This window comes from Luteibacter sp. HA06 (genome assembly GCF_054061215.1).
In genome coordinates this window covers 3,001,505-3,017,735 of sequence record NZ_JBSSDZ010000001.1, presented here as the reverse complement: position 1 = coordinate 3,017,735, position 16,231 = coordinate 3,001,505, and the positions used below count along the sequence as shown (strand labels likewise).

Annotated in this window: 9 protein-coding genes; 2 read left to right on the top strand and 7 right to left on the bottom strand. The window is 63.0% G+C overall.

The window, feature by feature from the left end; translation table 11 throughout:
• Nucleotides 1–196 precede the first annotated feature (196 nt).
• From ACVWWJ_RS13860 to ACVWWJ_RS13845, 4 genes are all read right to left on the bottom strand, one after another.
• Entirely contained in the window at nucleotides 197–1,474 is a 1,278-nt protein-coding gene (locus tag ACVWWJ_RS13860) for an MrpH family fimbial adhesin (protein ID WP_456968339.1), read from the bottom strand.
• Between the two features lie 34 nt (nucleotides 1,475–1,508).
• Entirely contained in the window at nucleotides 1,509–2,363 is an 855-nt protein-coding gene (locus tag ACVWWJ_RS13855; RefSeq protein ID WP_456969714.1) for an MrpH family fimbial adhesin, read from the bottom strand.
• A 529-nt stretch (nucleotides 2,364–2,892) separates the two neighbouring features.
• Complete coding sequence (locus ACVWWJ_RS13850; RefSeq protein ID WP_456968338.1) at nucleotides 2,893–5,988, bottom strand: hypothetical protein; 3,096 nt, start codon at nucleotides 5,986–5,988, stop codon at nucleotides 2,893–2,895.
• 101 nt (nucleotides 5,989–6,089) lie between these two features.
• On the bottom strand, nucleotides 6,090–8,240 hold the full coding sequence (locus tag ACVWWJ_RS13845; RefSeq protein ID WP_456968337.1) for a hypothetical protein: 2,151 nt from the start codon (nucleotides 8,238–8,240) through the stop codon (nucleotides 6,090–6,092).
• A gap of 460 nt (nucleotides 8,241–8,700) precedes the next feature.
• Here ACVWWJ_RS13845 and ACVWWJ_RS13840 point away from each other — a divergent pair, with 460 nt between their 5' ends.
• Complete coding sequence (locus tag ACVWWJ_RS13840; protein WP_456968336.1) at nucleotides 8,701–11,220, top strand: autotransporter family protein; 2,520 nt, start codon at nucleotides 8,701–8,703, stop codon at nucleotides 11,218–11,220.
• Nucleotides 11,221–11,649: 429 nt separating this feature from the next.
• Here ACVWWJ_RS13840 and ACVWWJ_RS13835 read toward each other — a convergent pair whose 3' ends face one another.
• Nucleotides 11,650–12,318, bottom strand: coding sequence for a hypothetical protein (locus tag ACVWWJ_RS13835; protein ID WP_456968335.1), 669 nt, complete (start codon nucleotides 12,316–12,318; stop codon nucleotides 11,650–11,652).
• Between the two features lie 165 nt (nucleotides 12,319–12,483).
• Between ACVWWJ_RS13835 and ACVWWJ_RS13830 the strand changes: the two genes are divergently transcribed.
• Nucleotides 12,484–12,981, top strand: a complete 498-nt coding sequence (locus ACVWWJ_RS13830) for a J domain-containing protein (RefSeq protein ID WP_456968334.1) — start codon at nucleotides 12,484–12,486, stop codon at nucleotides 12,979–12,981.
• Here the strand turns inward: ACVWWJ_RS13830 and ACVWWJ_RS13825 are convergent.
• Both ACVWWJ_RS13825 and ACVWWJ_RS13820 read right to left on the bottom strand, forming a co-directional pair.
• On the bottom strand, nucleotides 12,978–14,378 hold the full coding sequence (locus ACVWWJ_RS13825) for a TIGR03013 family XrtA/PEP-CTERM system glycosyltransferase (RefSeq protein WP_456968333.1): 1,401 nt from the start codon (nucleotides 14,376–14,378) through the stop codon (nucleotides 12,978–12,980). The two genes, ACVWWJ_RS13830 and ACVWWJ_RS13825, sit on opposite strands and share 4 nt — an antisense overlap.
• 160 nt (nucleotides 14,379–14,538) lie before the next feature.
• On the bottom strand, nucleotides 14,539–16,200 hold the full coding sequence (locus tag ACVWWJ_RS13820) for a GMC oxidoreductase (protein WP_456968332.1): 1,662 nt from the start codon (nucleotides 16,198–16,200) through the stop codon (nucleotides 14,539–14,541).
• Nucleotides 16,201–16,231: the final 31 nt, after the last annotated feature.

Sequence of the window (16,231 nt, the reverse complement as noted above, 5' to 3'; positions counted from 1 at the left end):
GGCAACAGCGAAGCAGTGCGAGGCGCGTGGCGCCTCGTAGCGGGTTCGCGTCTTGCCCCTGATTCCCATCGTCCAACGTGCCGTGCCTTCGGCTTTCATGCGATCCCCCGGTCACGCGGCAGGGACGGAGTGTCCCTGTCGCGTCTGTGGGATATTTATAGCCCCCGGGTCAGGGTCGGCATATACAACTGGCGCGCTAGCCGGGGTAGGCAAATGGCCGAGGAGCGGCAGGAACCGTCACGCAGCTCTCCACTGCGCCGGGTGCTGGCAAGAACGTTCCGCCCGTCTCAGGGGTGCTGGCCGCTCCTAACTTCGCGCACCACCTTCCGCTGCCAAAGTGAATGGGTGCTTCATCCCTGATGCCGCCTTGCGGGAACGAATCATGGAACCTCTGGATACGTTCCGCCCATGGTGCTGCTGCGGAGCCGGCAGCATCGAGGCGGAGCCCGTACCACGCACCCTCTGCGTCGTTCCGAACAAAAAGGCCTACCCGATAATTAGCGGGGACCCTGTCGTTGCCGTAGTCCGCGGAGGTGGTTGCCCACGACCAGGTGATACCCAGGTTGGACGTGGTCCCGTGGGCCAGCAGCTCCATGCTCGATACCAGTCTGGGCGCTGTTTGTGCGATGACGGAGCCACGAATGACGAACGGCTGCTGTTTTCCGTCGGCCTTCAGAACAGCGTTTCCCTCCAGCAACCCTCCCGTCGGGCTGTCGGACGACAGCGTCGAAGTGATCGTCACCTTCGCCGGATAGCCCAGCGACGCAAATACGTTCACGCCGGCGTACCCGTCGTTGCCCATGACGGTCAGGTGCGAAGTGATGCTGCTATCTGAGCGCAGAGGCACGATGGCGGTATTGCCGTTGGCGCTGGCGACTGCCTGAACCCTGACCGTTTTCCCCGCTCCTGTGCAGGCCACCTGGGCGGTTGTCGTCGAGGTGTTGCCTTGCACGGCGCCGGATGCAAGATCCCCGTGCGCAACGGGAGCCGGCTGGGTGATGACGCAAGTGACAGGTTCGGGGGTCCCACCCACCGTAGTGCAACGTTGCCCGGGGAACGGGCCAATCTCGAGCTGAGCCGACTTGGTCCCATAGCAAAGTGTCTTCCCGGTGACATTGCCGGGAATGTTGACGGTAAACGGATTCTTGTAGTACCGCGCCACTCCCTGAAAGACACCCCGGCCATCGCACGCACCCCAGTCGGTGAGGTTAGGGTATAGCCGCAGTGACGGGCTTGAGTCGGTAGCCGTTCCATCGACGAAGAACATCAAGTAGATCGGTACGCCGCCGGTCTGGTCGCACCTGAACGAAACATGCTCGCTGGGCCGACCTCCGTCCAGGCCATCGTCGATCCAGGTGACGTTGATAACGGTATATGTGCCATCGAACGTTGCCTTGGTCGTTGTCGAGGCCAGAACGCGAGGACATGCAATGGCCATCCATAACGCAATCAGGAATAGGGTACATAGCTTCATGGTGGTGCTCCTTCAATCATGAGGCGCATCTTTCCTAAGGCACGGTGACGCAACTTTCCGCCGCGCCGGGGGCCGGGAGGAAGACGCCCCCCGTCTCTGCTGTGGAGGCGGCCGCGAGTGTCACGCACCACGTCCCGCTCTCGAAGATTCGGGAGCCCGGCTCCCGGATGCCACCGCCAGCGTTCTGGTCATGGAAACGCTGGATGCGTTGCGCCCAGCCGGCCGCTGTGGCCGCCGACGTGTCTGTGCGAAACGCGGACCACTTCGTCTGCGCGGCATTACGGATGAACAGGCCCACCGAATGATTGGCAGGCACAAGATCGCTGCCGTAGTCGACGGTCGTGGTCGACCACGACCACGTGACTCCGAGGTTCGATTGCGCATTCGCAATCATCGTCATGCTCAACACCGCTCGGGGCGCGGTCGCAGCGGCAAGGACATTGCCGTTGATAGTGAGAGGCTTTTGCAGCTGTCCGGCTATCAGAACGGCACTGCCCTGGAGCGCTCCGTCCGTCGGGTTGCTGGTGGTCAGTATTGACGCCAGGGGGATGGCAACAGGTCGGTTGGCGACGGCTGAAATCGTCGTTCCTGTCGCGCCATCGGCGCCATTGACGGTCAGGTGGGAGGTGATGCTGTTATCCGCGCGGACGGGGACTGTCGACGTGGGGTTGTTCGTGCTACGGAAGGCCTTGACCGCCACCGTCATGTTCGCATTACAAAGCAGCGTAGCGCTGGCAGCGGCCGTTGCCCCCTGCACAGCCGCAACGGCGAGGTTGCCGTGAGCCAGCGTGGTTGGTGTGCTCAGAGAACACGAAGGTGGGGGTGTCGGCTTGGGATCCGGTAAGGCGACGCATGAACCTGGAATCGAAATTTCCCCGGGGGATGGCATCCAGGTCGCGTCGTCAGACGTCTTTGAGGCAGTCCCTTCGCAAACCTGATCGCCCGGGAGCCAGTCGGTATCGCTTCGCGTCATGGTTACCGATCCGCCGAACACCTGCGACCAACCGCTTTCGATGGCCGCCCACGTGTTGCTCGGGCAGGGCAGGATGGTGCCGTGGCATCGCTTTCCAGCCCAGGCAGTTGGCCCTCCGAAGGGAGCCCGGTCTCGGTAACGTACCGGGCCGACCAGCGCGGTCCACGAATGCCCACTCACTGACCCTGGCAGATTGGGTGCTATTTGTATGTGGATCTGCGTCTGCGTGGCCGTGATGGCCATCGAATTGGGTGCCGTCCTTATGGCAGGTCTTACGGAAGGTTCGACGCATCCCCCCAGGCAGACAAACGCCAGGTATGCGCAGCAGCGAATAACGTACTCAATTGATCCCTTCGGCCGCGTATACATGCTACTTCCTTGTGGATATGTGAGGCGATTCCTTGCACGTCCGGGCGAAGCCTCGGTTGAATGCGACCGGACATTGTCAGGGGACGTACGCGAGGTACGCCATGGCGGACTTACCGTTGGCATCCGCGACGGTCACGATCGTGTCTGCCTCGTCTCCCGATACGTGGACGGGGAACTCGGAGGTTGTCGTGAGCGAGAGAGTCGGGCCTGACGTATCGTGCAACTCGACGGTTTGGGGGAACTGCGTCGACCATCGATACGGTGGCGTTCCACCGCGAGCCTCGAAGGCGTACGTCTGTCCAGCACGTACGTTGTTATAAATGCCCGGACTCACCGAAAGTGACGCCGGAGGGGCTTGCGTGTGGAAGGTCACCCTGGTGAGAGGGGAAATCTCCGAGATACCGGGCGCAGTGACCGTGTATTCAAAACCGGCGATGGCCGGATCGATGTTTCGCATGAGCTCCTCGATCAGCGACCTCGCGACGAAGAACTCGCAGTCGCGGACCGCGTCGACGGTTTTTTCCTCTTTGAAGGAGGGATAACCTCCGGGTACGACCCACGTCAACGCCAGTGTCTGACCAACGGCCATTCCCTGGAATTGCTTGACGGTGACTCTCAGTCCTCGCGGATCGGTGATGTTGTCTATGTTGATGTTCTCGCCTACAAGAAAGTCCGGTTCTGGCCTGAGCAAGATCAACTGAGTTGCTTTCACCCGCACGGTATACGGCTGTGAAGTGAAGGTTTTCGCCGTTGTTTCACTACCGCCGTCGAAGGCGACCTTAAGCTGGAGGGTGAGGCTGGCATTGTCGGCGAGGGTATCGAGCAGGCTGCGGGCGAGGTAGCTAATGAGGTCCCCCACGACGCCGACGGGCTCGCCTTCAGCGATGAGCCAGTTGTTTCCCCCGCCGATGGCGCGCAGCCAGAAGCGTTGGCCGATGGCCATCAGTGGCCAGGCCGTGACTTTGACAGCGGCATCCCCGACGAAATCATTGAGGTCGAGGACGAAGCTGCCGTTGGCCTCGACGAAGACCGGTTTCGTGACTCGTGCATCGTCGTCGGCGACATTGAGCACCTGCAGCGGCAGCACCTCCGAGTCGAGCGGCGTACCGTTCCGCCAGCGGGTGTAGACGACGCTGATACTCGTACCCAGGTAGCGGGCGACTTCGCCCGCCGGGATCACGAAGGTCATGCCCGGCTGGGCGGCTTGGGGTGGCGAAGTGGTGTAGCTGCCAAATGTGGCAGTGACGGTGTCGCCGGTCTCGAGGTCGGCACGCGCGGGTACGACCACCGTGGCGCCATTGGCGGCGGCGATTGGATCGAGCGTGCCAGCGGGTGCCTGCGTGACGGTCGGCGCCGGCAGGTCGCCTTCGCTGGAATCCTTGAGCACGGTGAGATGGCGCTTCTCGGAGTCCTGATCGTCGACGCCGGGGCGGATAAGGAGATAGAACACGGTGACGCGCTGACCGGCGTTGGGATCTAGCACCGACTTGTCGACCTCGAAGCGCATGCCGGCGGCGTTCGCCGCCTGGGTCGGCGTGGTGTAGGAGCCGCCGATACCGACGCCTTGCCAGGCGACCTGGATCGTGTCGCCGGAGAGGAAGGTGGCATTTGCCGGCACATGCACGATGATGGCGTCACCGACATCGCCCGGATCCAGGGTATCGTCGGGCGAGACGCCTTCGACGATCGGGGGTGGCAAACCGACGCTTCCGCCCCCCGCCTTGACGGTGAGGGGAAGTACGTCGGAAGGCACGATGATGTTGGCCAGGGTCTGCACGTCGTAGCTGACCGTCACCTTGCCACCGGCGACCTGCATGACCTTGGCCCGGGCGACGGAGAAATGCAGCTCGCCGTTAAGGGCATCGCTGCCGAACTGGAACTGTTGTTCGCTGACGATGGTCGAGCCATCGAGGCTTTCACCCCGCCAGTAGAGGGTGATGCGATCGGTCGGTTGGAAGAACGGGTAATCGGTGCGGACGGTGACGGTCACATACAGACCGGGCGCTGCCGGATCGAGTTCGCCGCCAACGGCTTCGGCGACGACGGGAGCTGGCAGGTTCGTCGCCGTGCCGGTCACCTCCACCATGGCGATGGCCGAGGGGGTGGCCTTGACTGCGCCGAGCGCTTGCGCGGTATAGGAGGTGCGAATCTCGCCACCGACCAAGGCCAGCGCCTTCTCGTAAGGCACTTCGAAGGTGTGCCGGATCGGGGCGGGGCTGGGCCAGGTGTAGGTATATGACGTATCGGGCAGTGCAATGCCGTCGCGAGTGATCCCGCCAAAGGTGAGGACGACCAAGTCGCCACTGGCGTAGGCGGCGTATTGCACCTGCACGCGCACCGGACCGAAGTTCAACACTTCGATCGGCAGCTGGCCGAAGTCGTCGGTGTCGACCACGGTCGGCATGGGAAGGCGACTTCCGGTACTGGCGTCGACCTCGACCGACTTGGCCCATAGCGAGTGATTGGTGACGGTGTCTTCGACATGGTAGGTGACGAAGGCCAGGCCGCCGTTGACGGTCTCGATGATCGACCAGGGCACGGTGACCGGCACGTCGGGGCCGGCCTCGCCGGACGTGTCGGTGATGACGACGGGGGGCAGGTCGACCGCGCCCCAGGACACGATGAGCTTGTCGCCGAAGCTGCAGTACCTCCAACGCGGCACGCTGATCGTCAGCGGCTGGCCCGGCGGAATACCGGCATCGAGGCCCTTGATAGGCGCGAGGTTCTCGTTGACGTAAGGCGTGGACTGATCCGGATCCGGATCGCCGGGGACCTCGAAGTCGACCAGGACAGGCAACCGTTCGGAGGTAAAGGTTTGTCCCAAGGCCGGTCGATAGATGGTGTGCCAGACCTCGATGTTGCCTGGATAGGGTTGCAGCTTGTCGGCGGCAACGAGGATGTCCAGCGGACCGTTCTGGCCGGGTGGTACGTCGGCACTGGCAGCCGGCGCACTGTCGCTGGCCCAGTACACACTGACCTGGTCACCCTCGTACAGGCTGAAGGCACTGATCTGCACCGTCACACCACGTCCCGGTGGCGGAAAGATGTGCGCGCGGTTGATGCCGCCGAAGCGGCGGACATCGGGCACGTCCGGGGCGACGAGGTCGGCCTGGGGGGCGCCCGGGACGCTCCGGGTTGCGTTCCTGAAATACGGTGCGTTGCGCTTCTTCATGTCATGTCCTTATGACGCTCGCCATACCGTTGATCTATCCTCTCGAAGCGGCGGACCTGGTGCGCCGCCGCTTCGAAGTCGCCAGTTTCGCCGCCCGGCAATTACGGCTTCGGCGGCCTGGCATCGATCACTAACGGCTTGAACTTCGCCCGATCGGTTTCGGACGTGTTCGACGCACCTGCACCCGAATCAGCTGTGACCGTATAGGTCACCCACGCCGACCCGTAGGCCAGGGTTTCCGAATCGGCCGCTGGCTTGATCTTCTGCATTTCGGCATAGGAGACCGGGAAGTCGACGAAGATCCTCATGACCGGAGTGGGCGGACGGTTCGGATCGTCGTCCAGGCGGTCGTCCTTCTCGAGAAGATCGTCGGCGACAACCGTATGTGAGAGGGTTAGCTTCGCGTCGACGATATCGGCGCCGTCGCCACGAAGCTTGTCGTTGCCTTGCCAGATCAGGTCGATCTTGTCATCGAGCTTCATGTTCAGGTAATCGTAGACACGCACGATGGTTCCGTTCGACGCGCGTGTATAGCCGATGGCAGGGAATCCCTGGACGAGGTTCGACTCACGGAAAATTGCCTGCGGCAACACATCCGGACCGCCCGGTTGCGAACCCGCGTCCTGGATGATGACGGCCTGGACCGGCGATACCGCCTCGTTCACCTGCCCCGTGGCCAGGGTTCGGCCCACTTTGTAGAACACAGGCCAGTTGCCCGCGATGATGTCCGGCGGATTGAAATTGATCGTCAAATCGGCCCCTACCACCGCCGTCGTTTTACCCCCGATGGCGACTTCGGTGACGCCATCGGTGTCGAGGCGGTAGAGCTGTACTGTGTCGCCGGTTTCGAAGACCTCGACAGCCGGGGCCTCCGTCAGATGCGAAATCGTGGCGAAAACCGGCAGCGTATAACCGACGGGAATCAGGTTGTCAGTCGCACCCGTACCGGAATGCTTGACCGTCGTCTTCTTCAGTCGCTCATCTGCGGGTGTCTCCGGGTCAGGATCCTCACCGCCGGGCAGGGTCAGGTCGACGCTGACGGCGAGCGCAGGGGATGGAATCCTGAAAATGCCGCGCCGGACTTCGTAACGCACGTCGAATCCGAAGACAGGATTCACCACGCCCCCCGGGGCGGGCTGCAATGCCGCGATGAAGGCGTAGGGAACACTGATAGTACGGATGGATAGCGCTGGATCGGGCACGGCGGGATCGGTAGGGAGGTCGGCGGCGATGAGCGGCCCTTCGACCTCGATGGGCAGCGCGTCGCCAAGAAGAAGCCACAGGATGTCACCGACCTCACCGTGACCGAACTGCGGGATCTCGACCGTGATCGGTGTGCGTGCATCGCCTTCGTGGATCAGCTTGTCGTCGCTGAAGAGGGGAACCCGAGGCGCGATCATCAGATCGGGTGAGCCAGCGACAAGCATGCGCAGCCGTGCGCGATCTGCCGTCTTCGGATTCAGCGCCTTGTCGTAGACGTCGTACCAGAAGTCGACGTTGCCCGATGCCCCGGCTGCCTGCAGTTGTGCAAGCGTGAACGCCCCGGCATGTGCTTCGGTACTATTGCCTACCGGAATTTCAGGCCCCGGTGTCGGTGGTGCAGGCTGCGCCGGCGAGGGCGGAATGGTCTGGATGAACGTCTTGATGAGATCGCCTTCCATCTGACCGTCGTACGAGGCGATCGAGCCGTCGAGTACGTTTCCGTCTGCGACTATCTGCGCGAGGCTGACGCCGGACTGTTCGTAATCGAGCTTGAATCTGATGATCGGCAGGGTGACGCCGCCCGGAGGCGTTCTGTCGATGATGATACCGGCAGGCTGCGTGACATAGGAGTCACCGAAACCGCTGCCCATCTGGGCAATGATCTCGTGCGGCCCCTCAGTGAGCGCAGCCATATCCGCTACAGGAATCGTCAGCTGCATCGGATCTGGCTCATCCTTGATGGGTACGCCATTCACATTGCCAACGGCGTTTCCATCGATGAAGAGGAAGACCAGATCCTCTTCTTCGGTTTGATCCCACTTGGCAACCGTGACCTTGAGCGGCGCTGTCAGGACAGGCAGGGTGATGGTGCCGTCGGCAAGTGCCTCCGTCACTATGGGTGGGTAAGGAAGTGGTACGTCGGTCAGCAGTGCGTTGTCCGAAGCCGTCTTTGCGATGTCCACCGAACCGCGGAGCCGGGGGTTACCCTGTTGCGCGACGATGACGGTTGAGTGACGGCCCAATGGGGCGACGACGGGTTTCTTACCCATGACTTGCTCCTTGTCGTGATACTTCCTGGTTGGACGGTCACCGTATTCCTGCGCGGGTGGCACCGTACATATGCCGGAAGTTGTAGGGGCGACTGCCGGTTTTCGGCCACTGACGAACGGACGTCCCGCCTCTTTGCGTGTTCACGAATCGATCACTCGCCATGCCTTAGCTAAGTCAGTGTCGTTGCCTGCGGCGCCGGAACCGCCATAAGGCACCCGACCTCATCAGCACATCGGTTCGTTCAGCGCTAACGGAAATGGCGAGGAGGACTCATGCAACGATTCGTGCTCGATTTTAGGACAATCCCCCATAGGCGGGTTGTTCCTCGTGTGCTGGAATGCGTAGCCGACATCGGGCCACCCCGCGCATCCCTCACCACCTTCCCCCTTTCCGCGGCGAATCAGGGTTGCTGTTCACGTCTTCGTGCGTGACGCGCATCGACATTGAAGGAATACCATCATGCATGCATTCTCATGCAGCTTACCCGTGCGCAGGCAGTTGTGCGCAGCTATCGCCATCGCTTGCGTTTTCCCGACATTTTCCGCGCACGCAGGGACAGTCACTGGCGCTGGAAATAGTGCCATCGTCAACGCGAACTCGCCGGTCGAGACGTGGAGCGCCTTTGATCAGGCGGCGCTTATCGTCGATGGAGGACGGGTACTGCGCACGATCGTCAATACGAGTGCGACGCTGACCATGACCAATGGCTCAGCCAGCGCGACGACCAATCTCTTCGGGGCTGCCGTTGAGTTACACGACGGCGCGACGGCAACGATTGCCGGGTCAAACCTGGTCAACGATTCGACGGGCCGTGGACTGAGCCTGCAGGGCGCCGCTCCGTCGAGCGCCACGCTGCTCGGTTCGACGGTCAGGGGCGGTACCGATGGGATCCTGCTCTCTGGCGGTGGCGTGTTGACGTTGGACCAGGGCACCCGCTCTGAGGGCACGTTGGCGACTGCATCCGGTGTGCGCGTGTCCAACGGCACCGCGAATCTTCTTGCCGGATCGATTGCCCAAGGGCAGCAGAACGGCATCATCATCGCGGACGACACCCGGGGCATCAACGATCTTGGCCGCCTTGTCGTCGTCGACGCATCAACCGCGATTGGCGTTACAGGTAGCGCCATTCGCGTGCAGGATATCTCTGGGCCGAATCGTCCCAACGTCGCCTCGATTGAGTTGCGCCATGGCGCAAACCTCATCGGCGGCAATGGCGTAGCCATCGAAGCACTCGCCCAGACCGAAGTGACCGTCGGCATCGAAGGAAGTCACATCACGGGCGACATGCTGGCAGTCGACGATGGCGTTCTCGACATCAACCTCAACGATGCCAATACCAGTGTCACGGGTCGGATGACCAGCGTGAACGCACTCACGCAGGCAGCGGGCTCGATCTGGAACGTCACCGGCGATTCCGACCTGCGCGCCTACACCTTGAATGGTGGGACGCTGGCGTTTCAGCCCAGCACGGACGGAAGTCATCGCGCCACCACCGTCCACGGCGACTTTGCCGGCAGCGGCGGCACGATTGCGCTCAACACAGTGATGAATGAGGGCGGTGCGTTGGCATTGCAGGCCACCGACCGGTTGCTGATCGAGGGGAATGTCACAACGACGGGGCCGGTCGCGATCGTGGTGACGCCGTCAGGCGCCGGTGCGCGCACCGATGCCAACCAGAATGGCGTCGTCGAAGCAGCTGAAGGTATCTCGCTGGTTCAGGTCGCGGGCAGTTCGCGCGCGGATGCCTTCACTCTTCAGGGTGGATATGTTGCTGCCGGTCCGTGGCAATACACCTTGCACGCGTTCGGGCCGGGCGACGCCGACCAGGCGCAGAATGCGTTATCAACCGGTTCGCTCAACTGGGATTACCGGCTGGGCAACCGTTACGTCTGCCAGACGGATTGTGATCCCGTGGATCCGACGAAGCCCGTGGATCCGGGTGACCCAGGCGATCCGGAAAATCCCGGCGATCCCGAGAACCCGGTCGATCCTGTCCTTCCTCCGGATAACGGTCGCGTCGCCGTCTTGCCACAACTGCCGTCGTATCTGTCGGCACCGGCAGCTCTGCTGACCTACGGCGACATGATGAACGATGGTCTGCACCAGCGTCTGGGCGATATTCGCTCGGGCGCATCGCACGACCCCGTCGGCGGCGAAGTCTTTGCACGCTACCTCGGTGGCCAGCTGCGCTACTCGTCGAATCTCTCGTTTCAGCGTTACGGCTACGACTTCGATCAGCAGATCAATGCACTGCAGCTGGGCGGCAGCCTCATCGCGCTCGATGGCGACAATGGCACGCTTCGTGCCGGTTGGGCAGCCGACCACGGCACCACGCGTGTCACGCCCAAGGCAGCCGACGGCAACAGCTCGGCGAAGTACCGTGCCAACGGTATGTCTGCCTGGATCACCTGGCAGCAGGGCAGCGGGCTATGGGTGGACGGGGTACTCGGCACCACGCGTTACCGTGGCGACGTGGGCACCGATCTGCGCGGTGCGGACGTGGGACGCGTACGTGCAAATGGCTGGACCATGTCGGTCGAGACAGGCATGCCCTTCGCTCTCGGCAACGAGTGGACGGTCGAGCCGCGGTTCCAACTGAAACACCAGTCGCTGAATTTTCGCGACTTCACCGATAGCGACGGCATCGACGTGAAGCTCGGAACAGCGAAGCAGACCAGTGCCAGTCTCGGTGGTCGCATCACGCGGACGGCAAACCCCGTGTTCATGCCCTATGCCAGTGTGGATCTGACCCATACGAGCAACGGTGACCCGAATGCGGACGTGTCCAGCGCGGACTGGGACATCAGCGAACGCTTCGGTTCGGGACGCGTGGGCAACTCCTATCGTGCGGCTGCAGGTGTGGTAAGCCAGCTGGGTGAGCACGTGCAGATCTACGGCGAAGGTACCTATAAGCATTTCGTCGGCAGTTATGGCATGCAAGGCTGGGCCGGTAACGTGGGGATTCGCGTCACGTTCTGATCGCGCTTTCTGCGGTGCGCACGGCCATGCCGTCCCATACAACGGGACGGCATGGTTGTTTTGTTGAGAAGTCGACACCGCGGGGCCGCGTGCGAGGTGCGCTATGTGCATCCCGCGTCCCTTGCGCACTCATGCTCAGTCCGAGGCGTCCGTGCCTTTGGCGTCCTTGCGCAGACTGAAGCTGCCTTGCTCCCAGCATATTCCGTGGCTATTCCATCGACTCGCCGCGGCCCTGGGTGTCGAGAACCAAAGCTAATCCCATGTAATTCCGAAGAAAATAGGTCGATGGTTGTAGGCGCCAACGTCCGCTTCCGGACAGCGTTTTTCTGGAATTCCTTTTCATGTTGTCCGCCATCTCTTGGGGACGGCGGTACGACGGGCTTGCGTCTGATCCGTCAGCATTCACGAAAGTCCGATATCGGACAGTACTCAGCGGATGGCGATGATCCAGAGGGCGGCACCTTGCACGGGTGCGACGGTCCAGTGCACGCGATACGTGCCTGCGGTGTCCACCTGACGCCACGCGACGGCACCCTGCACGCCGCTTTCGTCGGGCAATTCGACAAACGCATCGATCAACTGGAAGCCGTCGCCCGGTGTCGCGGTCATGCTCTTGACGCCGCCGTCTCCCCACCAGAATGCCAGCAGGGTGGCAGGACCATCGACGGTGATTTCGTTGCTGGCGACAACCAAAGCCTTGTCGGCGTAGTTCTGCGCGAAGGCCTGCACACGCGATGCGTTGCGCACCTCGACGAAGGGTAGGGATAGTTCACCCTTGGGCTCGCCGCGTTTGGCGATCGATACGGTGTGGCCGGGGCCACCCTTGCCCGCGCTCGCGACATACGCCCTGACATCGAAACGGTCGCCGTAGTCGGCGTAGGTCAGCGGGTGGCCCAGGGCCTTCCAGCGGTTTCCATAGGTGTCGACAGGTGAGCCGTCGTTACTGCTGTAACCGGCGTTGAAGATAACGAAGACGCTGCCGTTGGTCTGTGTATCCACAGTCGGCGTCACGGCTGGGCTGACGCCGAGGCCTTCGCCCTGACCGAGGAATACGTGCGCGCCGAGAGAGGGAGAGGCAGCATCGGCGGCTACGGACATGGCAGGCACTCCAAACAGGAGACCGGCGAGCGCGAATCGGCGAGCCTGGCGCATCGATGTTCTCCAAAAGTTGTACTTGCAAGGCGCGCGGGCGTACGCCACGCTTGGCCGGGCGACGGCTCGCACGACGATACGCCGTGCACGTCGCAACAGGGGAGCCGCACGGTGGCTGACGAAACCGACTTTATCGACTTGTACGGCAAGCTTCGCCTGGAGCCGACGTGTTCGTTGGCGGAATTCAAGCAGGCCTATCGCCGCCATGTCGCCGCCTGGCATCCGGATCGCCGGCGTGGCAGTCGTGCCGATGCGCTCGCCGCTGCGCGGCTGCAACGCCTCACCTCCCAGTACAGCGCCGCCATGGAATTCCATCGACGTCATGGGCGCTTGCCCGGTGCGGTGGCACCGCCGCGCGTCGCTAGCGTCGTCGCTTCAGCCTCGGAAGCCGCCGTGTATGTCGAGACCGACGTGCCGCTGGCTGCGGCGGAGACATACCGGGAGTCGTCGTTCGAAGAGACACCACTCCGTGCGTGGCGCACCCGCTGGCTCTGGCTCGCTGCACTTGTCATCGTCGCGGTCATTGCGTGGTCGCTCATTCCCGTCGGAGGCGCCGAAGACGACGATACCTCAGCCGAAGCAGCAGTCAGCACGGCATCCACGCTCTAGCGCGCACCGCGCCCGAACAACACCACTTCGACCGTCTCGATCAGGATCACCATGTCGAGGAAGAGGTTGTGGTTTTTCACGTAGAAGAGATCGTACTTGAGCTTCTCGGCGGCATCCTCTTCCGAGGCGCCATACGGATAGCTGAGCTGCGCCCAGCCGGCGAGACCCGGCTTGATGCTATGGCGCAGGTTGTAATAGCGAATCTTCGTTTCCAGGTCGGACACGAACTGCGGACGCTCGGGACGCGGACCGACAATACTCATGTCGCCACGAATCACGTTCCACAGCTGCGGCAATTCATCGAAACGTAGCTTGCGGCAGATCCGGCCGACGCGGGTGATACGGTCGTCGTTGCTCTTGGCCCACACCGCCACACCATCCATCTCGGCATCGGTGCGCATGCTGCGGAACTTATAGAGCCAGAACGGACGGCCATGCTCGCCGACACGTTCCTGCCGGTAGAAAATCGGTTGTCCGCGCCCGGATTCCAGACGTATACCAAGGACCACGCCGAGCATGATCGGCCAGCAGAGCAGGGCGATCGCCAGCGATGCTGCGATATCGAAGGCGCGCTTCAGGAACACGGCTGTCGGCGACGCATTGAAGCCGCCGGAGAACACCAGCCACGAGGGATCGAGCATGGTCAGCTGCACCCGGCCGGCTTCGCGTTCGACAAAGGTCGTCAGGTCGGTGATCTGTACACCGAGCTGACGGCAGGCGAGCAGGTCATCCATCGGCAGGCTGCCGCGGCGATCATCGACGCCGACGACGATCTCGTTGAGGTGTTCGCGACGCGCGAGCTGCGCGAGCGACTCATTGCCGGGAAGCAGCAGGTTTTCGGGAACGAGTACGGTCTCGTTGTAGCCCTGCAGGTAGCCAACCAGACAGAAGCCGCGGCGATCCGAGCGACGACGCATGCGGTTGTGGATCTGCGCGGCACGTTGCCCTGCGCCGAGAACCACGACACGGCGCTTGAGTGACTCCATTTCGACCAGCCGCATGAACAGTCCGCGGAACGTCGCCGTGGCGACGAAGGCAATGCCCAGTGCCATGCCGAGCACGCCGCGCCCGACGTAGGCTTGCGGAATGACGTAGTAGCCGACCACGAGGGCCAGTCCGCCCAGGACGAAGGCGATAGCGTGGCGGGCGAGCTGGCCGCGCCAACTCATGCGCAGGGTGGAGCGGTATTCACCGAGGGCTGCCATGCCCAGGAAGATCACCGCGGCGAACATCACCGCGCGTGCGGTGAGCGTCTGGGTCGATGCCGCAAGGTCGTCGGGCGATGGCGCAAACCGGATATAGGTCGCCACATTGAGCGAGGCGGCTAACAACAGCAGTTCACAGGCACCCATCAGGATGAGCCAGCGAACGATAGGCTGTCTGAAAAGACGGATCATCGTGTTCCCCTCCGCACGTTGTCCGAACGTGTCGATACATGGAGGCTAGAAACACGGGGGTGATCTGTCGATTGCACTTCCGGGTTGCACACGGCTAGGCCAAACGGCCGCCTGATGCATCGGTGTATCGCCCCCTGTAACAGCTCCGTTACAGCTTTGCTCACGCGACGCTGAGCAAGACGCGCAATTGCTCGGCCAGACGCAGGCTCAGGGCGATAAGGGTGAACGTCGGAAACGCCCAGCCACCCGTGGGAAAGACGGAGCTGCCCGCCACATGAAGATTGGCGACGCCGTGCACCTTGCCCTGCGTGTCGACGACACCTTGCGACGCATCCTCGGCCATGCGCGTCGTACCCATGTGGTGCGCCGTGCCATGCACATCGGACGGTGCGTCGTCGTCGATCGTCCAGGCGGCCGGGTCGAAGCGACCGCCGCAGGCGTCGGCAAGACGATCGCCGGTCAGCGCGGTGAGCGCGCGGTGCGTGTGGCGGTCGAGGTCGGTCAGGCGCCAGTCCACGCGCACGCGCCGAAGGCCCAGGGCGTCGCGTTTGTCGTCGAGCATGATCCGGCTATCCCGGTTCGGTGCCTGCTCGAAGAAGCCGACCAGCTCGACACGTTCGCTCGTAACCGTGGGCCGGTCGCTGACTTTCGACGCCACCGCGCGGATCACGTCCCCGATATGCAGGCCGAGTCGCATGGCGCTGATGGCAAGATGTTGGGGCCCGACCAGCGCAGCGGTTGCGCCACCGGGTCCGTTCTGCAGCGCGGCCGAAAGGCGCGCCTCGAGCAGCGCGGCTTCATCGCGCGTCGGCGGTCGCAAGGCCGCACGCACATCGCGCAAGGCCCGGATGCCTCGCGGCACCTCGCCCTCGACGGCAAACGGATGCACACGCCCGTTCAGCGTACGGTGCTTACGCTGTGCTTCGAGGGAGAGGCCGATTTCGGACGCGACGGAGGCGCGCATTTTTCCGACGGTTCGCTCGTAGGGTCGGGTCAGACGATCCGGCTGCGCTGAACGGATGCTGCCGATCGAACCGCGTGGGTGATCCATGAAATAGCGTCCGACCAGGTCGTGGTCGTTTCCGAGGCCGTTGGGAGCCACGCTGTCGGAGAGCAACAGGATGCGCGCATTCTCGATGCCGCCCGCCGCGAGCACATAGTGCCGCGCGCGCACGCGTCCCCGACGGCCGTCGACCGAGCCGATGGTTGCATCGGTCACGGCGCCGGCGTCGTCGGTGGCACGTAGCTCCATCACGTTGGCGTGCAGGATCACCGTAATGTTCGCGGCCTGGGCGAGCGTGTCCCGGTAGGCCTCGCCAAAGGTGATCGGGCTTCGGGCGAAGATGAAGTTGACCATCGCCTCGGCGTCGAGCTCGAGCGGGGCGCGCGGTGTCGGTCCGTGAAACGTGCCGGGGCCGAAGTCGTGTTCGGGATCGATCTGGCAGAATTCGCGGGCCTTCTGATACCAGGGCGCCAGATCGGCGTAGCGAAGCGGCCATCCGCTGTCAGGTACCCAGTCGCGCGCCTCGAGGTCGGTATCCGCCAGGGGAATGCAGCCACCACCCCACAGCGTGCAGCTGCCGCCGAACACTCGCATACGTGAGGTGCCGGCATCGAATGGCGTGCTGCCGGTGGATGCTCCGTCGTACAGCGACTGGCTGCGATCTTCGCCCGTCAGTCCGCCGCCTTCAATCAGGCAGACCGTGGTCGAGGTGCCGAGGAATGCTCGCGCGATGGCGATGCCGGCGGGTCCGGCGCCAATGACGCAGAGGTCCGCCTGATAGTCGGCAGCTGCCGACGCGTCGAGGTAGTCGATGATCACGGGGTGTATCTCCCAGCGTGGTATGTGCAGT